Annotated in this window: 29 protein-coding genes and 1 other annotated feature; of the genes, 25 read left to right on the forward strand and 4 right to left on the reverse strand. The window is 31.7% G+C overall.

Annotated elements, in window-relative coordinates; genetic code table 11:
- Positions 1–42: 42 nt before the first annotated feature.
- Together MUA37_RS05895 and MUA37_RS05900 are read right to left on the reverse strand one after the other, a co-directional pair.
- Positions 43–1,160, reverse strand: a protein-coding gene (locus MUA37_RS05895; RefSeq protein ID WP_262624894.1) for an IS3 family transposase whose coding sequence is annotated in 2 segments (ribosomal slippage) — positions 43–890 and positions 890–1,160 — 1,119 coding nt in all. Because the reading frame shifts where the segments join, the coding sequence is not laid out codon by codon here.
- A gap of 126 nt (positions 1,161–1,286) precedes the next feature.
- Positions 1,287–2,792: a glycosyltransferase gene (locus MUA37_RS05900; RefSeq protein WP_107374192.1), complete on the reverse strand. Its 1,506-nt coding sequence runs from the start codon at positions 2,790–2,792 to the stop codon at positions 1,287–1,289.
- A 679-nt stretch (positions 2,793–3,471) separates the two neighbouring features.
- On the opposite strand from MUA37_RS05900, the gene MUA37_RS05905 reads away from it, so the two are divergent.
- The 4 genes from MUA37_RS05905 (at position 3,472) to MUA37_RS05920 (ending at position 5,687) form a co-directional block, all read left to right on the forward strand.
- Positions 3,472–4,155 carry a prepilin peptidase gene (locus tag MUA37_RS05905; RefSeq protein WP_031266636.1) on the forward strand — a complete coding sequence of 228 codons (684 nt, stop codon included), beginning with the start codon at positions 3,472–3,474 and terminating at the stop codon, positions 4,153–4,155.
- Between the two features lie 13 nt (positions 4,156–4,168).
- Positions 4,169–4,846, forward strand: coding sequence for a RadC family protein (gene radC, locus MUA37_RS05910; protein WP_002510182.1), 678 nt, complete (start codon positions 4,169–4,171; stop codon positions 4,844–4,846).
- A 241-nt stretch (positions 4,847–5,087) separates the two neighbouring features.
- Complete coding sequence (locus MUA37_RS05915; protein WP_142019603.1) at positions 5,088–5,384, forward strand: DUF2089 family protein; 297 nt, start codon at positions 5,088–5,090, stop codon at positions 5,382–5,384.
- Between the two features lie 6 nt (positions 5,385–5,390).
- Positions 5,391–5,687, forward strand: a complete 297-nt coding sequence (locus MUA37_RS05920; protein WP_142019604.1) for a hypothetical protein — start codon at positions 5,391–5,393, stop codon at positions 5,685–5,687.
- Positions 5,688–5,886: 199 nt separating this feature from the next.
- Here MUA37_RS05920 and MUA37_RS05925 read toward each other — a convergent pair whose 3' ends face one another.
- Complete coding sequence (locus tag MUA37_RS05925) at positions 5,887–6,369, reverse strand: hypothetical protein (protein WP_262624895.1); 483 nt, start codon at positions 6,367–6,369, stop codon at positions 5,887–5,889.
- A 325-nt stretch (positions 6,370–6,694) separates the two neighbouring features.
- Here MUA37_RS05925 and MUA37_RS05930 point away from each other — a divergent pair, with 325 nt between their 5' ends.
- The 8 genes from MUA37_RS05930 to MUA37_RS05965 all read left to right on the forward strand — a co-directional run bounded on the left by MUA37_RS05930 (position 6,695) and on the right by MUA37_RS05965 (position 13,422).
- Entirely contained in the window at positions 6,695–7,168 is a 474-nt protein-coding gene (locus MUA37_RS05930) for a GNAT family N-acetyltransferase (protein WP_002510180.1), read from the forward strand.
- A 142-nt stretch (positions 7,169–7,310) separates the two neighbouring features.
- A complete protein-coding gene (locus tag MUA37_RS05935) occupies positions 7,311–7,811 on the forward strand; it encodes a MepB family protein (RefSeq protein ID WP_107376979.1) in 501 nt (166 codons plus the stop codon).
- A 464-nt stretch (positions 7,812–8,275) separates the two neighbouring features.
- Positions 8,276–9,094 (forward strand): squalene/phytoene synthase family protein, encoded by an 819-nt coding sequence (locus tag MUA37_RS05940; protein ID WP_142019608.1) that lies wholly within the window; start codon positions 8,276–8,278, stop codon positions 9,092–9,094.
- A gap of 156 nt (positions 9,095–9,250) precedes the next feature.
- A complete protein-coding gene (locus MUA37_RS05945; protein WP_262624896.1) occupies positions 9,251–10,099 on the forward strand; it encodes an aldo/keto reductase in 849 nt (282 codons plus the stop codon).
- A 747-nt stretch (positions 10,100–10,846) separates the two neighbouring features.
- The gene (locus tag MUA37_RS05950) at positions 10,847–11,005 is read left to right on the forward strand and encodes a hypothetical protein (protein ID WP_021459221.1); all 159 of its coding nucleotides are present in this window, start codon (positions 10,847–10,849) and stop codon (positions 11,003–11,005) included.
- 169 nt (positions 11,006–11,174) lie between these two features.
- The gene (locus MUA37_RS05955; protein WP_002510429.1) at positions 11,175–11,738 is read left to right on the forward strand and encodes a hypothetical protein; all 564 of its coding nucleotides are present in this window, start codon (positions 11,175–11,177) and stop codon (positions 11,736–11,738) included.
- Between the two features lie 158 nt (positions 11,739–11,896).
- The gene (locus MUA37_RS05960) at positions 11,897–12,877 is read left to right on the forward strand and encodes a ketoacyl-ACP synthase III (RefSeq protein WP_262624897.1); all 981 of its coding nucleotides are present in this window, start codon (positions 11,897–11,899) and stop codon (positions 12,875–12,877) included.
- Between the two features lie 266 nt (positions 12,878–13,143).
- Positions 13,144–13,422, forward strand: a complete 279-nt coding sequence (locus tag MUA37_RS05965) for a hypothetical protein (RefSeq protein ID WP_002510431.1) — start codon at positions 13,144–13,146, stop codon at positions 13,420–13,422.
- Positions 13,423–13,455: 33 nt separating this feature from the next.
- On the opposite strand, the gene MUA37_RS05970 is transcribed toward MUA37_RS05965, so the two are convergent.
- Positions 13,456–13,635 carry a hypothetical protein gene (locus tag MUA37_RS05970; RefSeq protein ID WP_082435629.1) on the reverse strand — a complete coding sequence of 60 codons (180 nt, stop codon included), beginning with the start codon at positions 13,633–13,635 and terminating at the stop codon, positions 13,456–13,458.
- Between the two features lie 144 nt (positions 13,636–13,779).
- On the opposite strand from MUA37_RS05970, the gene MUA37_RS05975 reads away from it, so the two are divergent.
- From MUA37_RS05975 to tgt, 13 genes are all read left to right on the forward strand, one after another.
- Complete coding sequence (locus tag MUA37_RS05975) at positions 13,780–14,238, forward strand: DUF4930 family protein (RefSeq protein ID WP_002510432.1); 459 nt, start codon at positions 13,780–13,782, stop codon at positions 14,236–14,238.
- A 69-nt stretch (positions 14,239–14,307) separates the two neighbouring features.
- Positions 14,308–14,460 (forward strand): hypothetical protein, encoded by a 153-nt coding sequence (locus MUA37_RS05980; RefSeq protein WP_002510433.1) that lies wholly within the window; start codon positions 14,308–14,310, stop codon positions 14,458–14,460.
- 428 nt (positions 14,461–14,888) lie between these two features.
- Positions 14,889–15,752, forward strand: coding sequence for a rod shape-determining protein MreC (mreC, locus tag MUA37_RS05985; RefSeq protein WP_262624898.1), 864 nt, complete (start codon positions 14,889–14,891; stop codon positions 15,750–15,752).
- Positions 15,752–16,276 (forward strand): rod shape-determining protein MreD, encoded by a 525-nt coding sequence (gene mreD / locus MUA37_RS05990; RefSeq protein WP_002510435.1) that lies wholly within the window; start codon positions 15,752–15,754, stop codon positions 16,274–16,276. The genes mreC and mreD overlap by 1 nt, the downstream gene beginning before the upstream one ends.
- Before the next feature lie 29 nt (positions 16,277–16,305).
- Positions 16,306–16,379 (forward strand) — a sequence feature (ribosomal protein L21 leader region).
- Positions 16,380–16,391: 12 nt separating this feature from the next.
- Positions 16,392–16,700 (forward strand): 50S ribosomal protein L21, encoded by a 309-nt coding sequence (gene rplU, locus MUA37_RS05995; protein ID WP_002510436.1) that lies wholly within the window; start codon positions 16,392–16,394, stop codon positions 16,698–16,700.
- A gap of 2 nt (positions 16,701–16,702) precedes the next feature.
- Positions 16,703–17,023, forward strand: a complete 321-nt coding sequence (locus tag MUA37_RS06000) for a ribosomal-processing cysteine protease Prp (RefSeq protein ID WP_002510437.1) — start codon at positions 16,703–16,705, stop codon at positions 17,021–17,023.
- An 11-nt stretch (positions 17,024–17,034) separates the two neighbouring features.
- Positions 17,035–17,319, forward strand: a complete 285-nt coding sequence (gene rpmA, locus MUA37_RS06005; protein ID WP_002510438.1) for a 50S ribosomal protein L27 — start codon at positions 17,035–17,037, stop codon at positions 17,317–17,319.
- 127 nt (positions 17,320–17,446) lie between these two features.
- Entirely contained in the window at positions 17,447–18,736 is a 1,290-nt protein-coding gene (gene obgE / locus MUA37_RS06010) for a GTPase ObgE (protein WP_002510439.1), read from the forward strand.
- Positions 18,737–18,747: 11 nt separating this feature from the next.
- Complete coding sequence (locus MUA37_RS06015) at positions 18,748–19,203, forward strand: ACT domain-containing protein (RefSeq protein WP_002510440.1); 456 nt, start codon at positions 18,748–18,750, stop codon at positions 19,201–19,203.
- A 12-nt stretch (positions 19,204–19,215) separates the two neighbouring features.
- On the forward strand, positions 19,216–19,818 hold the full coding sequence (ruvA, locus tag MUA37_RS06020) for a Holliday junction branch migration protein RuvA (RefSeq protein WP_142019610.1): 603 nt from the start codon (positions 19,216–19,218) through the stop codon (positions 19,816–19,818).
- 31 nt (positions 19,819–19,849) lie between these two features.
- A complete protein-coding gene (ruvB, locus tag MUA37_RS06025) occupies positions 19,850–20,851 on the forward strand; it encodes a Holliday junction branch migration DNA helicase RuvB (protein ID WP_002510442.1) in 1,002 nt (333 codons plus the stop codon).
- Positions 20,852–20,853: 2 nt separating this feature from the next.
- Positions 20,854–21,879: a tRNA preQ1(34) S-adenosylmethionine ribosyltransferase-isomerase QueA gene (gene queA, locus MUA37_RS06030; RefSeq protein WP_214336992.1), complete on the forward strand. Its 1,026-nt coding sequence runs from the start codon at positions 20,854–20,856 to the stop codon at positions 21,877–21,879.
- A 19-nt stretch (positions 21,880–21,898) separates the two neighbouring features.
- Positions 21,899–23,038: a tRNA guanosine(34) transglycosylase Tgt gene (gene tgt / locus MUA37_RS06035; RefSeq protein WP_002510444.1), complete on the forward strand. Its 1,140-nt coding sequence runs from the start codon at positions 21,899–21,901 to the stop codon at positions 23,036–23,038.
- Positions 23,039–23,040 lie beyond the last annotated feature (2 nt).

Below are 23,040 nucleotides of genomic sequence, written 5' to 3' on the forward strand. Positions count from 1 at the left end.
AATAAAAACACTATGTTCTAGGCTGCTAATTCCCTATATTTTCTAGGGGGATAAGTAGCCTAGTTTTTGTTGAATTCGATTATTATTATAGTTTTTAATGTAATTTTCGACAATATCTATTACAATTTGGTTAGAGCTATTGAGCTCATTGTTTATGTAGAAAGTTTCACACTTTAGCGAGAAATGGAAACTTTCTATCGGGGCGTTATCAGCTGGTGTTCCCTTTCGGGACATACTTCTGATAATGCCTTTTTCTTCGCATAATTGATAGTAAGCATAGGATGTATAAACACTGCCTTGGTCACTATGTAGTATGCAATTCTCAGGTATATCTATTTGATTCAATGTATCATTTACTAAGCTTTGACCCTGTTTGTTATCTATTTTATACGCCACAATTTCTCCGTTATAAACATCCATAATTGAAGATAAATACAACATAGAGTTACCGAAAGGTAAATAAGTAATATCAGTTGTTAATACTTCCATTGGTTGGTTAGCTTTAAACTGTCTTTGTAATAAATTATCTGTTTTATAATAAGGTTCACCAATTTTTTTAGATTTTTTAGGTCTAACTCGGCAGTTCAGATTATACTCTCGCATGATTCTCTGAACTCTTTTATGATTAATTGACGCTGAATACAATTGATTAATCAATACTGTAATTTTGCGATAACCGTAGGTGAATTTATTTTCTTCACATAATTCAATAACCTTTTGAGTCACTTTATCTTTTTCCTTGTCCTTATGTTTCCATCTATAGTATGTCGATTGAGGTATTTCTAAAACATCGAGTATCATTTTGATTGAATACTTATGCTTGAATTGATCAACTAATTCTACAATTACTTTGGATACCACTTCCTTTCTAACTCCTTGTACTTTTTTAAAATATCTATTTCAATATCTTTTTTCTTATTATCTAACTTTAATTGTTCTACTTCTGATAATTCTTTCACGCCTTTGCCGTAAGTATATTGCTTGCCTCTTTGTTGATAAAATCTATAAGTTTCACCATTTCGATACCATCGCCACCAAGTTTTTACCTGTGTGCTATTTTTGATATTTAATGCTTCCATAATTTCTTTTACAGTATATCCAGCTTCTTTCATTTCAATCGTTTTATATTTTGTTTCTATTGAAAAAGACATTATTTTCATAGAAAAAACACCTCCGTATGATTCATTTTAAATGAATTCAACGAAAGTGTTTTTATTTTATTCCCACTAATTGGGGTCAGTTCAATTAATGCGAAAGGCTTATTTACGACCTGAAACACTTGTGTTTTAATATGAATATTCAATTGAGTCAAATAATTGTTTGTAATTCTGTTTAGCACTTTCAAAAGTTAATTCAGGTTTTGTGTGAACATTTTGTAATGGCTGTTCGATAATAAGTTTCATATATTTTGTTAATTCAGATATATTGTCCTGCTCTACAAGGTAACCATTTTTACCATGGTCAATAATTTCAGAAGGGCCATATCGTACATCATATGAAATGACTGGACAACCTACATTGATACTTTCCATAACAGATAATCCGAAGCCTTCAAACGAACTTGTTAATAATGAAGCTTTTGATTTTTGGAATTCCATTAATGGATTATTTGTAAATCCATTTATATCAATATTATCTTGTAATTCCAATTCTTCAATTAATTGTTCTAGCTTCCGCTGTTGTCCGAATTCATCTCTACCATATATAGATAATTTAGTAGTAAATCCAGATTTTAGGAAGTTATGATATGCGTATAAGATATGATTGATTTGTTTCTCTTCAGCTATACGACCTATAAAAACAAATCTATCTAATTGCTCTACATTATCAGTAGATTGATGCGGCATTATAAAATGTGGAATTATTGAAATTTTATCAGGATCAATGTTAGTAACATTGAGTATATCTGATTTTTGTTTTTCTGTTAGTAGTAAATATTGGGTAACCTTTTGTGGATTTTCTAAAGCCATTTTATATGATTGGTTAATTGTTTTATTGTCATTTAAATGACTGCTATGAAATACGAGTATATTTTTAGTTTTATTTTGTTGGTTTAATAATGGTTTATCTAATAATCGTGCATCACAAAAGACAACATCATTTTCGTTAAATTTATTTTCAAAATAGTGTTGAAACAACTGCTTTTCTGTTTTGAAAGTCAGGTGTGGTCTGCCATGTCTATACGTTTGTATGTAAATTAAACTATTTTTTTCATTATCTTCGAACATCTTTGTACAATAAATATTTCCATTTTTGTCAAAGAACTCTTCATAAATTCGTTTTTTACTATTAGGTGAGTAATGTAATTTTTTATGTAATACACCATAATTATTGTATTGCCAACGCTGTATTCTTTTTTTACTTATGGTTGACATAAAATCTTCAAATTCAAGTATGTTAGTATTTTCTTTAAACTTTCTATAAAGAACATAGGTTTTATCGTTGCTATAATAACGCACTATATGTTTGGAAGTATCCACTACATGAGTTAAACCTTCAATTTTTACTGAAGTTTCTATATATGTTGTTGTGCTACTATCGTAAGGCTCTGAACATGAGAGTAACTTGTAGTCAGCCAACCAATCATAAATATTATCATAACGTATGTTTTCAGTTACTTTTCCTTCTGTTAAAAACTTTCTATAAACATCATTGTAATTAGCATTATAATTTGTAGTTAATATAGTAGTAGGTATATTTAACGCTTGATCTAAAAACTTACTTCTTTCTAATAATGATTTCGTTCTACCACCATGTAACGGTGGTAATGTTGATGTAACAGTGTATATCATTTGAAACCCCCTATACTGTAACACAACTCTTAATCTTAAAATTCATACAATGAACAATGTAAAAATGTTTTGTATTATTTTTCGATTCTCCCATGAGTTATGCTTATTTCCATTGCTACTAAAATATCGATTGCAATAACTGTAAAGTATGATTTTGTAATAATTTTTATTGCTGTGTTTTATACTAAAAAGTTTGTGTATAATAAACGGGTGTTGATTATAGTTATAAAATAAAATTCACAACAATTCAAAAATACATACTAACTAATACCAGAATATTTACAAAGATTATATTGAAAATTATTTTAGGTCCATATTTTTATTATAGCAAACGACATAATAAACTGATATAGAAATAACACAATAATTTTATAAAATTATTCGATGATATAAATTCTAGTTGCATAATTTGAATTAGGAAAAATGTGTTGAAAAAATAATAATATGAGCCATAAATACTTATAGTTTTATTCAGACAATTATATAACTAAAAATTACATGTAAGACTTGAATCTAGCTAAAAATAATAGTGTGAAATAGTGTTTTAAACGTTACTTCGTGGATAAATGAGTAGTGTAAATTATTAGAACTTTGTATTACTAACACACTTATTGATTAAATGAGAATTTAGTATTAGAGGGGAGTTGATGGTGCTATAATTTAAGTGGGAGTGTGATACATGATTATCAATGTTATTTTTTGTTCTGTTTTATTCAGCTTTTTGTATCAAATTTCAACGTTTTCAACGCTTTCTATTCGGCGTCTGTTCAAGCGTTCTCAATGTGATTTATGCCAAAAAGTACTACCATTGTATCGCCTAATTCCAGTCGTCAGTTATATTTTACAATGTGGACGCACACATTGTTGCAAACAGCCACTACATTATAGTTATTTCGTAGGGGAATTGACTGCAGTGGTTATAGGTATCTGTTTGTATCATTTTGATGTGATTTTAGACGATACTACTTTTCTATTACTTGTCCTTGTGTTACTCACTTTAGCTATTAATGACCTCGTAACTTTATCTATTCCACTACATATAATTGTTATTGCAGTAATTTGTGGTGTAGTATTAGCACCTTTTTATTTACCTCAGTTTTTTATCATTACTTTCGTATTACATTGCTTCTTTTTATTATTTAAGGATGCCATCGGGTACGGTGATATTCTCGTATTTTCATATTTAAGTTTATTTGTCCCAGCACCTCATCTATTACACATTTTCATGATTACATTTATCTTAGCTGGTATAATTGGTTTGCTTCATTGGCTTATTCATCGAAATGTTCAAGCCAAATTACCCCTCATACCTTTTATCTTTCTTGCACTAGTCATTACTTCTTTTAATATTATTCCATTTTAGGAGTTGAACTATATTGAAAATTAAAGATCTTGCAACTTCAGAAAAACCACGTGAGCGCTTGTTATATAAAGGAGCTGAACATTTATCTAATGCGGAATTATTAGCTATATTATTAAATACTGGGAGAAAGGGATTTTCTAGTATAGATATAGCACATGAAATCTTAAGTACTGTCGATAGTATTCATTATTTAAAAAAGTTAACTATTAGTGATTTGCAAAATATAAAGGGAATAGGTACATATAAAGCTATTGTATTAAAAGCTGCTTTCGAATTAGGAGAAAGAATGCATTCAGGTAGCATTGAAAGCCAAATCAAAATAACAAGTCCTCAAGATGTGGCAACATTTTTGATGGGAGAAATGCAACATTTAACACAAGAAATATTTGTAGCATTATTTTTAAATTCTAAAAATATAGTAATTAAAAAACAGACCATTTTTAAAGGGACGCTTACAAGCGCTATTGTACATCCGAGAGAATTGTTCAATGCGGCAATTCAGTGGGCAAGTAATGCAATTATTGTAGTCCATAATCATCCATCAGGGGATGCAACACCTTCTGATGAGGATATTCAAACTACAAAACGTTTAATTCAATGTGGTGAAATATTAGGTATCGACATTATAGACCATATCATTATTGGTAATGGTAGTTATGTCAGTCTTGTAGAAGAAGGATACTTTGATTAAAGGTATGGAAAATCAACTTAAAAAAGTGTAATTAACGCTAACATAACTAAATGCACACCTAGTTTGAAGGACAGGAGTGCATTTAATTATGCCTTAAATGATAATATAAAATAATATATTAATGTAAATTATTAACAATCATTCCCAATTAATCAATATAGATTAATTAAAGTTTAATATTATTGAAGTAAAATTGAACATTATTAAAGATTATGCTATCCTAATCATTAGGAGGGAAGTTATGAAAAACAGTGATATGCCTTATTGGATGAGTAATCTCGAAAGTGAAGATCTTGAATTTATTAAAAATTTTATGGTTAACTCAGGTTCATTGAAAGCTTTAGCAAAATACTATGACGTTTCGTATCCTACATTAAGGCAACGATTAAACAATGTAATAACTAAAATTGAATCAGTACAAGATGATAAAGAAGATACATTAATTAATCATATTAAAAAGTTAGCGATTGAAGAAAAATTAGACTTAAATGATGCAAAACGGTTACTCGATATCTATAAAAAAGAAAAAGGAGACTGATACAATTTGAGTAAGATAATGATTTTCGTACCAGTACTATTATATGCACTAATATTAGCCATACAATATTTTTTATCTAAAACCGGAAATAAATTAATTGGTGCTATTATACCAGTGTTGTTTATCATCACGATCACATATTTATATCTATCTGGGCAAATAGGATTAAATCTGATAGGTACCATTATATTTGGAATTATAGGTTTATTATTCTTATTTGGACAATGGGACAATGCGCAAAAAAGTAAGAAGAAACAAGCTCAGTTAGAAATGGACAAAATGAAAAGAAAAGATTTATCTTAATTTATACACTTACCCCACAGTACGATAAAACTGTGGGGTATTATTATATTACAAGAGTTAAATATAGAAGATTAAAGATGTATTGGAGGGCTATATCAAAATATTGCATTAATGGAAATACATATAATTACAGTTATAGCGGAAGATTAATGGTAAAAACCAACCATGAAAAGTGTTGGATTTGTATATCAAGATTAACTTAATGGTTAATCGTTTTTTGTAATAATTGTTGTTTAACACCGTATTTTAGAATAGTTTGTCCTGTGTTGTAAAACCCGACTGAATTATATAAATTATAAGAAATTACATTATCTTCATTGACTACAAGTGCTATAAATTGAACGTGTGGATAGTGTGTTTTAATAAAATCGTCTAATAGCAATAAACACGATTTAGCGTATCCGTTTTGTAGAAATCTAGCATCGGTTGAAAAAGCTTTTAAAAAAATTGTGGCATTTTTAGTAGATGTAAAATACTGAGCATATTCGCTTGCTTGTTGTAAAACAAAAAAGGTAACTAAGTTATTGTCGACATTAAATCCGAGAATACAATTCATATCAGAATTATACTGTGCATTATTGATATGAACGGATGGGGTTTTAGGAAAATGAATTTGATCGTAAGTCAGTTGGTAACTCATTATATAAGGTAAAAATTTACTTTCGTAATTTACCAAAAACATTTATAACACCTTCTTGCTTGTTGAAATTATAATTAATAATACTTTATAATGTATAATAATTCAATAATAATTTAGGTTTATTTTAATTTTATACTGTATTTAATGTTATTATTGGTGATTGGTTTGATTTGATATGATGAATAATAATACAAAAATGGCCGAATGATAAATTGAGTTGATAATTTATATGTAATATATTTGTAGAATGTTATTTGATAATATTGATAGAGTATATTTCAGTATAAATATGTATTGATATGAGTTATGAAGTGCTTTAAGTCTTAAATTCAGCTGATTAAATGAAAATTAAAAGTAGGTGTGTGAAATGCATTTTAAAAAGGCAACGATTGAAGATGTTGCGATAATACATAAGTTAATGATGGATGCATTTGCAGAATACGCAAATGTTAAGGTGCCGTCTACTGCATTACTAGAAAAGGAAGATGATATTAGAAAATCATTTTTACATCATAAGGAAGAAGCAATTATTGCATATGATGCAGATAAACCAGTTGGGATGTTAAGGTTTAAAATTAATAATCAAGCTTTGAGTTTTCACAGAGTTTCTATTGATCCAAAAGTTCAAGGTAGAGGTATTGGCAAGCAGTTATTAAATTATTTGGAATATCATTCTTACCAGAATGGCATAACTGAATTGGTCTGCAAAGTGCGTATGAATGTTACTAAAAATATGAAATTTTACAGTGATTTAGGATATGTTATCAGTGATAAGAAAATACTCACTAAACCAAATAACCAACTTTTAGAACTTGCTACCATGACGAAATTGCTTAACTAATTCAAATAACGTCACTACTAAGGTAAAAGTTGAACATTTATTAAAATCATAGTTTGAGTTAATGCTATCAGTTATATCATTAACTTTATGTTTCTAATCTTGGTGAATATATTAATATTAAAAATAGAGAGGGAGGAGCGTTATGCAACAATTATTTAAAAGTTGTACGCTTTTTAATGACTTAAGCACTGTACATACAAATCTAACAATAACTAACTTTGAAAGAGAAAGATGGAACAATGATTATGAAGCGCTAAACTTCTCTGTTGGTAAGCAAAGGATTAAAAGTAGATTAGCCAAAAAGACGCCTAAAAAGGCAGGGTATTTTGTTGCTTTATGGCATAAAAACGAGTTTGCTAAGAACATACCGTTTAATGAAGCGGATTTTGATGATAAGTTAGTGATAAATATTATCGATAATCAATATAAAGGGCAGTTTATATTTACCAAAGAAATATTAATAGACAAAGGCATCATTACTACAAATGCTCACAAAGGTAAAATGTCCTTCCGTCTTTACCCTTTATGGTGTGAAGATTTGAATAAGAGTGCTACTAACACTCAACAGTGGCAATTGCCTTATTTTATAGATATGACTAATGGTTATGATGCAATGAAAATCAATAAATTGTATTTCAACTAAAGCTTTATGCAACTATTTTATACATATTCATTTTCTTGAAGGGAGGTCATGACATGAAAACAGCAAAATACGCATTAGTAATCTTTATCTCTTTTTTTCATTCTTTTTACTTTTTAGTATTGGTACATACTTCATGTTTTAGTCGAAACCTTTTTTCGTGTTGGCAGTAGCTGACTGCATTGAAAATGCGCTTTAAACCAAGCTTTTTTCAACGCTAGTCATCCTTGCCGGGGTGGGACGACGAAATCATTTTTTCAAAATCAGATTTCTGTCCCACTCCCTTTTATAGCTATATTTTTGTAATATCATTAATATGGATTATTATTAGGTGATTTTAGGACGATATTATGTCACTAAAATCTAATACATTAATGCTGTTGTTAGCATCAAACTGACATTTTCGATACAATACCAATAACTATTTAAAATTATGATAGTATTTAACTAGGGAGGTAATAATGACTATGACACAGAAGAATTTCCCAAAAGATGCAATGCGTGTATTAAAAGAAACGAGTCGTACATTTTATATACCGATTACTTTTTTAGACAAAGAATTAAAACATACGGTAGCCTCTGCTTATTTAGTAATGAGAGCAATTGATGAAATTGAAGATCATGAAGAAGTAGAGAATGACACGAAACATACTATTTTAATGCAAGTAAGTGACTTATTAAAACAACCTTTTGATGAAGAACAGTATCTGCAACTTTTGGCACCAGTTAAAAATAAAATGCCAGAGGTCACTTTACGCTTAGGTGATTGGTTACGTGCGTGTCCTGAAAATACTGTGCACATCGTAATGAATAGTGCTCACGAAATGGCATATGGTATGGCCAAATGGGTGAAAGCGGATTGGAATATTCAAACGAAAGAAGATTTAGATGATTATACATATTATGTTGCTGGTCTCGTAGGTGTGATGTTGTCAGATATATGGGAACAAAGTGCTGGAGTGAAAACAGACAGAGACTTAGCGATTGGCTATGGCCGTGGACTACAAGCGGTAAATATTTTGCGTAACGAACAAGAAGATTATGACGAACGTGGTGTAAGTTTTGTCCCGGATGATTGGACGCGTCAAGACTTATTCGATTATGCAGATGAAAATTTGGCTAAAGCCGATGAATATATGAAGTCTATTAATAAGAAGACAATTTTACTATTTTGCAGATTACCATTAGCATTAGCTCATAAAACACTCAAAGCAATGAAAAATGGTCGCGAAAAAATATCTCGTCAAGAAGTAGAAGAAACAGTCGAAGAAGTACAAAAAGATTAATATTAGATGTGACTTAACCATTTGTTGTAACGCAAATGGTTTTTTATTTGTGAATGAGTGTCATAAGGCTTATTGATTAAGTGAAAATCCTTTCGGGTAAACTTAAATGTAGTGATTAAATATATTATAAATTTACTAGGGAAGGTAGGCTAATTTATGGCTTTAAATAATAATTTTGAATTAAATGATGGAACTATACTTCCACATGTTGGATTAGGAACGGTTAATATTCAAGGTGGTACAGGTGTCAATGCTGTACAAAATGCGTTAGACATTGGCTATAGACTTATTGATACGTCAACTAATTACAACAACGAAGGTATGGTTGGAGAAGCGATTCGTCGTTCACATATTGCTCGTGAAGATATTTATGTGAGTGCGAAACTACCTGGTTCAAATCATGACTATGATAAGGCTATCCATATTATTCAAGAATCATTATATCGCACCGGTCTTGACTATTTTGATAAATATCTTGTGCAATGGCCAAACCCTAAACAAGGTAAATATGTCGATGCGTGGAAAGCTTTAATTGATGCACAAAAATATGGTCTGATTAAAACGATTGGTGTTTCTAATTTTATGCCTGAGCATTTAGATCGTATTATTGAAGCTACTGGTGTCACACCAGCTACAAATCAAATTGAAATTCAACCCTATTTTAATAATAAAGATCTTATTCATGAAAATAGTAAACGAGGTATAGTATCAGAAGCATGGAGTCCATTAGGACGTGAAATAAATGATGTACTTGTTAATGATACAATTTTAGATATAGCTCAAAAATATAATCGAACACCGGCACAAGTAATAATGAATTGGGTTAATCAACTAGGTGTTTTCCCGATTGTTAAATCAGATAATTACAAGCATCAACGTAGTAACTTTGAGTATTTAAATTTTGAATTAGCAAGTTCGGATATTGAAAAAATAAATTCACTAGATAAAGGTGAAGCAGGTCGTGTGGAAGGTCAAAACCCTTACGATTATGAAGAATTTGTTTAAATTCGTAGGATATGTGGGGTGACTTTTCAGACTGTAACATAAACGTTAATTGCTATAAAGGTTATATAGTAATTGACGTTTTTTGTTTTTCTAAAATCTTGTAGCTCTTTAAGGTTATATGTTACATATACGCGTATAAATTTGTTTGTACGTCTAAACGATATTCGAGCAAAATTTAAATAGCATTCATAAATCCACAAGCAGCTGCTACTTAAAAACTGCCCACAAAATCAGAGACTTTGTCGACAGTTTGAGACCAATCCACACAAATGGATTGGTCAATTGTAATTTTGAGTATGAGATGATGATTTCGGTCTTTTTTGATTAAAGAAAATTATTTTGTAAAAAGTCTAATACTGCTAGTAATAAAGGTGTGCCTGTCATGTAAATTCCTCCTTTGTCATGTTAGTTACTCCTTCATCTATTAATTTAAAATTAATGAAATGACAACTAACTAAGTTGAAAAGTATGTAATTCACGATGCCAAACTAAAAATAATTTATAAATAAAGTATAAAATTCGTATTCATATAAGTATAATTATTAAAGAAAATTTATTTTTAAATCAATAACTATTCTTTGTATATAGATTGTGGGATTAAATTATTTAAAGTTGTATCTAGTGCAAAGAGCTGAATTTTAGTACTATAGTATAAGTATAAAAAGTTTATCAAATAAAATAGGTGTTTAAATGGTGAGCTAGTTTAGTTGAAGCAACTTAGAACAAAAACTCTGAGGAGTGAAGAACATGAGTATTACAACAGTAATTATACTGGCTTTTATTTTATCTATGCTTTTTAAAGTAGGAAGATTGTTAATAAAAAGTCTATTAGCAATGGTTTTTGTATTAATTTATATTTATATTTTAGTGTTTGTATTTACTTGGATTATGCAAAATACAAGTTGAAAAATAAGTAAGAACAATTTATACGATTTAGAGTAGGCGTGTACAATAGCTAGAAATTTTGGCTATAAACCCTTATAGAATTACAGAATCGAATAGATTTAATTAGTAATTTAGGTTATTATATTATATATCTATATAGGATAATCTGAAGTTTAATGAGGGATAAAATATGCAGGGAAATAATAAAACTAAAATTATTTTAATTACACTGGCGATTATTATATTTACCTTATTAGTGTGTGGCATATTTTATGGTGCGTATTATTTTATTAAAGAAAATGTCAATTTTAGTGCACCAAATACAGCTTCTGAACAAAAAGAAGGTAAACGAGATAAGCCGAAAGTAGATGTGTTATCGAGTCAATTTAGTAATGACTTTATGCATGCTGATCGTCGCGACGGCTATGCCAATATTACTAAAGGTATTAAACGAGACAGTTTAGAAAATGAGTTGGGCAGCCCTGATGATAAAATTAAAGTCGATGATGTGCGTGTGTGGGTTTATGGCAATGTTGGTGTTAATTTTAAAGATGATGAAGTGAATCGCGTCTTTATCGTACCCCAAAAAATTACTGTACAAGAATTCCAAAATTATCATGGCAGTGCGACTATACATCAGGCTGATGGAGCATTAATTTACGATGATAATACGAGCAATAGTTATACTATTAAAGTTTATGCCGATAAAGAAGGTAAAATTGAAGGTATCGAAAATATTGACCAATTAAGATAGCAATTAAATAGTGAGTGATTATTGTTGTAAGCAGTGGTAACCGATATCGTTACCGCTGCTTTTATTTTTATTCAAAAATGTATTAAATAATGTATATAAATGATATTATTTATATACATTATTTAGCTAGTAACTTAAGATATAAAGGGAGAGGTTTAATGAAATCTTATGCGAGAATTACTGCTCAAGGCGCTTATGTACCATCTAAAATTATGACGAATGCTGATTTTGAACAAATTGTAGAAACTTCTGATGACTGGATACGACAACGTACTGGTATAATCGAACGTCGCATTACTGAAGCAGATGAATATACTAGTGATATGAGTTATAAGGCTATAATGGATTTGCAACAGAAATACGATGTAGATTTATCTGATGTAGATATGATTATACATGCTACCATTACTCCTGATTACCATACACCGAGTGTTGCATCATACATTCAAGGTCGTTTAGGATTAACAAACGCAGGTGCGATGGATTTAAATGCTGCATGTGCTGGTTTTACTTATGGTTTGAATGTTGCCAACGGGTTAATTAGCTCTGGTCAAAACAAAAAGGTATTAGTAGTTGGTTCAGAAGCATTATCTAAAATCACTGATTACACAGACCGTAATAAATGTATATTATTTGGCGATGGTGCAGGTGTGTTTTTAGTTGAATATGTTGAATCTGATCCTAGTTTTATAACAAGTCATTCGGGTTCTGATGGTGCAAAGGCTGAGAACTTATATTGTTCTGCGTTATCATCAGAGATGTATGGTAATGAGTTAGAAAATGAGGGCAACATCGTTCAAAATGGACGAGGCGTGTATAAGTGGGCAGTTGGAAACATACCTAGTATTATCCATCAAACATTGACCAAAGTTGATATGACACCACAAGATATAGATTGGTTTGTACCGCATAGTGCAAATGCGCGCATGATAGAGTCTATTTGTGATAAAGCGCAAATAAATGTTGATAAAGCTTTAATGAGTCTTGCTTATTACGGCAATACTTCCTCTGCGACAATTCCATTAGCGATTGATTTAGCGCTTAAAGAAGGTAAAGTACAACAAGGAGACAAAATGTTGTTAGTCGGTTTTGGTGGAGGTTTGGCGTTTGCATCCACTTTGATTAAATTGAGTTTATAATTTAGTATATTCATCGGTACACATAGATACGACATTTATTACGGGGCAATATGGACATCAATGCAAAAATACTACTAAATAATTGTCTTGTTTTGTCATTCTTTGCTATACCAATGTATATTATAAAGAGCAATAATATGATGTTAAATTTTAAATAGTGTATAAGTATGAAAATAATTAATTATGTGGTTTAGATATATACTAGACAATGTGATGCGCAAGCACATTGAGGTAGAATTTATATTAAATATGTACGAGGTGATAATTTGGGAATCGTGCTTCTTATAGGTTTGTTTATTCCAATTATTTATATAATGCGTGTTGTTCAAGCGCAACGAAAAATTGATAAACAAGTGTTTGTAAAAACGTTAATTTACTCACTCATAGGGGCTATTGGAGCGAGTATTATTATTGCAATAGTTGGTCAACAAGGGCGTGCGTTTTTTAGTTATTTAATAAGTGGTATCATTGTTGGAATAATCTGGGCTTGTTTATTATGTGGTTGTTATGCAATATATCAACGTATTGGTAAAAAATTTAAATGAAGAGGCTAAGACAAATTGCCAAAGCCTCTTGCTTTATGGTATGAAATTAAAACTAAGGTTAAAGTAATCCATTATCCATAGTACGCCTTGATAACCTAAGTAAATACATAAGATGATTATTCCTACTGAAATTAAGAAACGTAGGATAGATAAACCAACTCTGAAAAATAAAATAACTAATAATGCTAGAAGTATAATAGTTAGAATACTCATTAAGTTCACTCCCTTTATATGTATTTTACTATAATTTGCGATGTTTTTATATCAGTCAAAAGTTATGAATAAATTAAGGCTGTAGTCTGATGTGATTTGGACACGGTAAGGCTATAATTATAAGAAATTAGGAGGAGCGATTTCATGAGGTTTATTTTCAGTATTGTTAAAAATATAATAGCTGTTATAGCAATTATTATAATTGTGTTTTTTGCCTTGAAATATGCACCATTTTTAAAGGATCAAGAGTGGAATCCGATGTATGAAAATAAACCATCATATCAAAGTAATACTACAGATCCTCAACTAACTAGGGGACAACGTTATTCTGTTGAAGATAATGATTTATTAAATAACGTACCTTTAGGACAAACTAAACAAGTATTTGACTGGTTAAATAAAAAAGAATTTATGTCTGTTTCTGGTTTAGGACGAATGGGTTATAATGATGAGTACCTTGCTGGTCAAAGAAGAGATAAATTTATTATCTATAAATTTGGTGAAGATTCAATTAGGGTGTACTCTACAGAAATAGAAATGCACCAAGATTTACAACGGTTAAGTCAAGATATAGAATTAAAACCACGGGAAGCATACGACTAATAGTTTGAATTCTGTGATTAAATAAGTTACTTTAATCTTGAGAATGAATGTAAAGGTTGGTGTCTAAAAATGAGTGAACAATCTAAAGATAAGAAAGCAGACGAGCAATCTAAGGCGCAAAATTTATTTGCTCGCTGGCGTAAGGATGAAACCTTATATAAAGAAGATCAGAAAGATTCTGATGAATCTAAATCAGAATCAAATACTGATAAAGACGCATAGCGTTTGATTGAAAGGCTGGAGCATAATTATGTTCTGGTCTTTCACTTTATTGTGGCTTCAATTTAATAAAACTGGATGCAAAAATGTATCAGCTGTCCAAATAACATAGTAAGTTATCAATATAGGGATAGATAGAGTTTTCCTACGATTTTAAGTAAATAACAGTAGCATCAATAGAAAATGGTGAAAATGTATAAGTTATTTTAGTATCTTTATCACTTTTCTTGGTATAATAAGATATATAAATTTATATAAAGTTAAAGTAGAAAATTTATTATGAAGTAGTAAATCAAGATTGAAATATAAAGTTTTAGGGAAAGTAAATTTCGTAGTGAAATTGCTAGGGTTATGGCTTTATTTCAATACGTTTGTGCTATAAAATGATAAGAGAATTGAAAATTTAAAGTGTGCTAATAGAGGTGTTTAGTTTGTCAAAGTTTTTTAGAAATAACAAACTCATTGTTATTTTGTGTGCCATTATAGTTTTTATATCTTTGATAGGAATTTCTTTAAGGTCGCAATCTCAATTACATGCTGAACAGTATGTAGGAGATACTGTAGCTTTTGGACAACGTGCTGTGAGTTATCCTGTACAATTTGTTTCTGGTTTCATTGGAGATTTATTTTCTACATCGAATAATGACAAACCTTCAAATAAGGAACAACAGTTAGAAGCGGAAAATCAACGCCTGAAAGCTGACAATAAGAAATATAAAAAAGAATTAGATATAGAAGATATTTCTAAGTATGACCCTATTTCTAGCACAGTATTGTCAAGAAATCCTGATCAATGGATGAATACATTTGTCATAGATAAAGGATCAAAGAATGGCGTGGAAAGTAATATGGCTGTTATGACTTCTGAAGGTTTAGTTGGCCGAATTTCCAAAGTAAATCAATTTTCATCTCAGGTGGATTTGATTTCGACTAATACCCGTTCTAATCGTTTATCAGTTAACATTCAACATGATGATAAAAATGTGTTTGGATTAATTGATCAATATGACGCTAAGAAAGAAGAGCTTGTTATTACTGATATCAATAACAAAGATAAAGTTGAAAAGGGTGACAAAGTAGTAACGAGTGGTTTGGCAGATCAGTTGCCAAGTAGTCTTTACATAGGTGAAGTAACAAAAGTAGAAAATGATCAATATGGTTTGTCTAAAGAGATTAGGGTTAAACCTGCAGCTTCACTAGCCGATTTAAATCATGTATATGTTGCAAAACGAGATCCACAAACAATACCTGATGAAAGTGCAGCAACGTCTGAAAATGAAAGTGGTGTAGAATAATGAGAGCCTTATACTACTTTTTAATCGGTGTAGTTTTATTTTACATAGATACAATTGTTGGTTTATTAATACCGATGCAGATTGGTAGTAAGGCGATTATTTTTGTCCCACATTTAACATTAATGTATATACTAATCGTTTGTATCTATCGTAGTTTTGGAGTTGCTTTAGTGTTAGCGATTGTCTTTGGTTTGGTTTCGGATTTATATTTCGGGGCATTTTATGGCTTATACTTGTTTGGCTATATTTTGTTAGTAGTTGTAATGGACTTTTTTTTCAAGGTGTTTTACCGAGACAAAGAAATGCTTTTTATAATTATTATAGTCAACACTATAGCAATCGAAATATATGCAGCTATTATGTATGGAGCAATTGGCCTCATTCAGTTTGATTTAATCGACTTCTTAGCGTTCAGACTTGTTCCTACATTAATATTAAATATTGTATTGCTCATTATACTCTTTCCGATTACTACCAAATTTTTTGAAAAACTACAATTGAAGATTGACAGCAAGAAACGGTAATGCTAAAATGCAGTAGTTGAGTAGTTTCAAGCTACATACAACCGCTCGATTACAGGTTATAAGTACATTATGTCACCTGTAGTTGGCGTGACTTAAATTATAGGAGGTGCAAAGTATGTTTGCTATTATTGAAACAGGTGGAAAACAAATCAAAGTTGAAGAAGGCCAAGAAATCTTCGTTGAAAAATTAGACGTAAATGAAGGTGACGCATTCACTTTTGACAAAGTATTATTCGTAGGTGGAGACGCAGTTAAAGTTGGTGCTCCAACAGTAGAAGGTGCTACAGTTTCAGCTACAGTTCAAAAACAAGGACGTGGCAAGAAAATCACTGTCTTTACTTACAAACGTCGTAAAGACTCTAAACGTAAAAAAGGACATCGTCAACCTTACACTAAATTAACTATCGACAAAATCAACGCATAATTATGATTACAGTCGATGTTACATTAAATGACGACGGTCGAGTGACCGACGTTATAATGGACGGTCACGCTGATTATGGTGATTATGGACATGATATAGTTTGTGCCGGTGCTTCAGCAGTATTGTTCGGTAGCGTAAATGCGATTATGGGACTTACAAGCGAAAAGCCAGATATAGACTATAATGACGATGGAGGACATTTTCATATAAGAAGTGTCGATACCAATAATGAACAAGCACAATTAATTCTTCAAGCTATGCTTGTGTCACTACAAACCATAGAAGAAGAGTACAACGAAAATATTAGACTAAATTATAAGTGAGGTGCAACTCAATGCTAAAATTAAACTTACAGTTCTTCGCATCTAAAAAAGGGGTAAGTTCTACAAAAAACGGACGTGACTCTGAATCAAAACGTTTAGGTGCTAAACGCGCAGATGGACAATATGTTACAGGCGGTTCAATTTTATTCCGTCAACGTGGTACAAAAATTTATCCTGGTGAAAATGTAGGTCGCGGTGGTGACGATACATTATTCGCTAAAATCGACGGCGTTGTAAAATTCGAACGTAAAGGTCGCGACAAAAAACAAGTATCTGTATATTCAGCTGCTGAGTAATTTGTCTTTGTTAACACCAGAAGTCTTAACTTCTGGTGTTTATTTTTTGTCTTTATTTTCTATAGAACAACTTAATGATATAATATAAAGGATATTGAAATAAAACCGAGAAAAAAGAGGTGAGAAGATGTTTGTCGATCAAGTGAAAATATCACTTAAAGCTGGTGATGGTGGTAATGGTATTACCGCATATAGAAGAGAAAAATATGTACCATTTGGTGGCCCCGCTGGCGGTGATGGTGGTAATGGCGCATCTGTTGTATTTGAAGTGGACGAAGGACTAAGAACGTTATTGGATTTTAGATACCAAAGTCATTTTAAAGCCAAAACAGGTGAAGCAGGTCAAAGTAGTAATATGCATGGTAAAAATGCAGAAGATTTAGTACTTAAAGTTCCACCAGGTACGATTATAAAAAGTGTTGAAACAGAAGAAATCCTTGCTGATTTGGTTGAACATGGTCAACGAGCTAGTATAGCTAAAGGTGGACGTGGTGGACGCGGGAATTCTCGCTTTGCATCACCAAGAAATCCGGCACCAGATTTTAGTGAAAATGGTGAACCAGGTGAAGAAATAGAAGTTACTTTAGAACTGAAATTAATGGCAGATGTAGGTTTAGTTGGCTTTCCTAGTGTAGGTAAATCAACATTGTTATCAATTGTTTCTAAAGCTAAACCTAAAATTGGAGCATACCATTTCACAACAATTAAACCCAATTTGGGTGTAGTATCAACACCGGATAATAGAAGTTTTGTTATGGCTGATTTACCAGGTCTAATCGAAGGTGCGGCAGATGGTGTCGGCTTAGGACATCAATTTTTACGTCATGTAGAACGTACTAAAGTTATCGTACATATGATTGATATGAGCGGTTCTGAAGGACGAGATCCTTACGAAGATTATCAAATTATTAATAAAGAATTAAGAGCATATGCAAGCCGTTTAGAAGAAAGGCCACAAATAATTGTGGCTAATAAGATGGATATGCCAGATTCGGAAGATAACTTAACTTTATTTAAAGAACAATTGAATGATGATAATGTTAGTATTATTCCGCTATCGACATTTACACGTGAAAACTTAGATAAGTTGTTGTACACCATCGCTGATACACTAAATACAGTAAAAGATGTCGATTATAGTGAAAAAGAAGAACTTGGAGTCAACAGAGTGCTTTATAAACATACACCAAATCAAGATACGTTTACGATTACACGTGATGATGATGGTGCTTATGTTGTTAAAGGTAAAGCAATTGAACGTATGTTCAAAATGACTGACTTTAACAGCGACCCTGCAGTTAGACGATTTGCTAGACAAATGCGTTCTATGGGTATCGATGATGCACTTAGAGCACGTGGTTGTGAAAATGGTGATATAGTTAGAATTTTAGGCGGCGAGTTTGAATTTATTGAATAGAGGTGCTTAGGATGGACAGCAAAGATTATAAAAAGTTTTATTTAATTCGTGAAGATGTATTACCAGAGTCAGTTGTAAAAACATTAATGATTAAAGATGCTTTGAAAAACGATCCCACACTGTCCATTTTCGAAGCAGTTAAACAGTTTGATTTATCACGAAGTGCTTTTTATAAGTATCGGGATACAATCTTTCCCGTCGACGAAAAGATGGAAAATACAAAGGAATTTACATTAATCTTATATGTCAATGATATTATTGGTATGTTGGCAGAAGTGCTAAATAAATTGTCAGCATTAAATTTATCCGTATTAACAATTCATCAAAGTATACCTATGGATAATAGGGCGACAATAACGGTATCATTAGATGCTAAAGGAACTAATTTAGAAATTGATGATGTTATAGCGTCGCTACAAACAATAGATTATGTATCAAAAGTTGAATTAATAAGTATGACAATATAAGGAAGTGTTGAAGTGTACGCATATATTATAGGAAAGTTAACCCAGTTGTTTCCTACGCATCTAGTAATAGAAACAAGTGGTATTGGTTATGAAATACAAACTCCAAATTCATATCGCTTTCAACAGCAATTGAATCAAGAAGTGAAAGTATACACATCGTTTATTGTACGTGAAGATGCACAATTATTATATGGCTTTATTAATGAAGAAGAAAAAGACATGTTCTTAAGTTTAATAAAAGTTACGGGTATTGGACCTAAATCTGCTTTAGCTATTTTGGCGAGTAGTTCACCAAGCGAAGTGAAACAAGCTATTGAAAATGAAAATGATTCGTATTTAACTAAGTTCCCAGGGATTGGTAAGAAAACAGCACGTCAAATTGTCTTAGATTTGAAAGGCAAGGTTCAAATTACTGAAGAAAATAGCGATACGTTATTAACTATAGATGCTTCGACAGATGGTCAATCAGCTATAATCAAAGAAGCATTAATGGCACTTGAAGCATTAGGTTATTCCAAACGTGAAATTTCAAAAGTAGAGAAAGTCTTGGCAAAAGAGTCTAATCTAACTGTAGATGATGCAGTAAAACGTGGATTACAAATTTTAGTATCATAAGATTGAATTAATGAAGTATGGGGTGAATGAAATGGACGATAGAATGGTTGATCAGTCAATGCATGAAGATGAATCTTCCTTTGAGTTATCATTGCGACCTACAAGATTGCGTCAGTATATTGGCCAATCTTCAATTAAGTCTAATTTAGAAGTCTTTATTAAAGCAGCAAAGCTGAGAGAAGAACCATTAGATCATGTATTACTTTTTGGTCCCCCAGGATTAGGAAAAACAACATTATCTAATATTATTGCTACTGAAATGGACGTTAATATTCGCACTGTGTCTGGACCCTCATTGGAACGTCCTGGAGATTTAGCGGCAATATTATCAGGTCTTCAACCTGGCGATGTCTTGTTTATTGATGAGATACACCGTTTGAGTAGTGTAGTGGAAGAAGTGTTATACCCAGCTATGGAAGACTTTTTCCTTGATATTATAATTGGAAAAGGTGAAGAAGCACGAAGTATTCGCATTGATTTACCACCATTTACTTTAGTGGGTGCTACTACAAGAGCAGGTAGTTTAACTGCACCACTAAGAGATAGATTTGGAGTACATCTTAGATTAGAATATTATCAAAATCATGAATTGAAAGAAATTATTATCCGAACTGCTGAAGTACTTGGTACCACAATTGATGAAGAAAGTGCAGAAGAATTAGCAAAGCGGAGTCGAGGTACACCACGAGTTGCCAATAGATTACTCAAACGTGTCCGTGATTTTCAACAAGTTAATGATGATGATCAAATCTATATCGAAACAACAAAAAGAGCATTACAGTTGTTACAAGTTGATGATGAAGGTTTGGATTATATCGATCATAAAATGATGAATTGTATTATTCAACAATATAATGGTGGACCGGTAGGACTGGATACAATTGCTGTATCAATTGGTGAGGAACGGATCACTATAGAAGATGTCTACGAACCTTTTCTTATACAGAAAGGGTTTATAGAGCGAACACCAAGAGGGCGTAAAGCAACTGCTTATGCACATGAACATTTTAGTAATAATGGAAAGAAGGACTAGTATTGGATATTGAACAATTTGACTACCATTTGCCTGAGGACTTAATCGCTCAAACACCATTAAAGAATAGAGATCAAAGTAGATTGTTAGTATTAGGCAAAAATAATGGTGATATTGAACATCATCATTTTAAAGATATCATCGATTACCTTAATCCGGGTGATACATTGGTTTTAAATGATACAAGAGTTATGCCAGCTCGCTTATTTGGTATAAAAGAAGAAACTGGTGCGAAAGTTGAAATGCTAATGTTAACTCAAATAGAAGGTAATGATTGGGAAGTACTTTTAAAACCTGCAAAGCGTATTAAAGTTGGTGATAAGCTAAACTTTGGTGAAGGTAAAATTATTGCTGAATGTATAGAAACCTTAAATCAAGGTGGACGTATCATGCGTCTACATTTTGATGGGATATTACAAGAACGATTAGATGAATTAGGTGAAATGCCGCTACCACCATATATTAAAGAGCGCTTAGACGATCCTGATAGATATCAAACAGTTTATGCCAAAGAAGCAGGCTCTGCAGCTGCACCAACAGCCGGTTTACATTTTACAGATACGTTATTAGCTGATATTAAAGCAAAAGGTATCAACATTGCCTTTATTACTTTACATGTCGGTTTAGGTACTTTTAGACCAGTCAGTGTTGAAGATATTAATGATCACGAAATGCACAGCGAATACTATCAAATGACTCAAGATACTGCGGATTTATTAAATGCAACGCAGTCACAAGGTGGACGTATCATTTCAGTTGGTACAACTTCAACAAGAACATTAGAAACAATACGTCAAACAAATGATCAATTTTTAGCGGCAAGTGGCTGGACTGATATATTTATTTACCCAGGATTTGAATTTAAAGGTGTAGATGGGTTGATTACTAATTTCCATTTACCAAAATCAACGTTAGTGATGTTAGTATCCGCATTTAGTACACGAGAAAATATTTTAAATGCTTATCGCACAGCGGTAGATGAACGATATAGATTTTTTAGTTTTGGAGATGCAATGTTAATTATTTAGGGAAGGGAAGGAGATAACTATGCCTGCAGTTACATACGAACATATAAAAACTTGTAAGCAATCAGGTGCACGCTTGGGTATTGTTCATACACCCCACGGTTCATTTGAAACACCAATGTTTATGCCTGTTGGAACAAAAGCGACAGTAAAAACAATGAGCCCCGAAGAATTACACAATATGGAAGCAAAAATCATACTTGGAAATACGTATCATTTGTGGTTACAACCAGGAAATGATATCATTCGTAAGAGTGGGGGATTACATCAGTTCATGAATTGGAATGGTCCTATACTTACTGATTCAGGTGGTTTTCAGGTATTTAGTTTAAGTAATTTGAGAAATATTTCTGAGGAAGGTGTCGAATTTAGACATCACACAAATGGTTCGAAATTATTTTTAAGCCCTGAAAAAGCTATGCAAATTCAAAATGATCTTGGATCAGATATTATGATGGCATTTGATGAATGTCCACCAATGCCGGCTGAATATAAATATGTTAAAGATTCAATTGAACGTACAACGAGATGGGCTGAAAGATGTTTGCAAGCACATAGTCGACCTGAAGATCAAGCACTGTTTGGAATTATCCAAGGCGGTGAGTATAAAGATTTAAGGCAACAAAGTGCTGAAGAACTTGTAGCGCTAGATTTTCCTGGCTATGCTATTGGTGGTTTATCTGTTGGCGAACCAAAACCAGTAATGTATGACATGGTAGAACACACGGAGCAATTTATGCCAAAGGATAAACCAAGGTATTTGATGGGCGTAGGCTCACCAGATGCATTGATAGAATGTAGTATTCGTGGTATGGATATGTTTGATTGTGTGTTACCTACACGTATTGCCAGAAACGGTACATGTATGACATCTGAAGGACGTGTGGTCATTAAAAATGCAAAATATGCTGAAGATTTTGGACCTTTGGATCCTGATTGTGATTGTTACACATGTAAAAATTATAGTCGTGCATATTTGAGACATTTAATTAAGGCAGAGGAAACGTTTGGAATACGTCTTACTACATATCATAATTTACATTTCCTACTTAAATTAATGGAAAATGTCCGACAAGCGATTCGTGAAGATCGGCTTCTTGATTTTAAAGAAGAATTCTTTGAACAATATGGACTAAATGTAGATAACCCTAAAAACTTTTAAAG

It is taken from the genome of Staphylococcus arlettae (genome assembly GCF_025560845.1).
Taxonomy (GTDB): Bacteria; Bacillota; Bacilli; order Staphylococcales; family Staphylococcaceae; genus Staphylococcus; species Staphylococcus arlettae.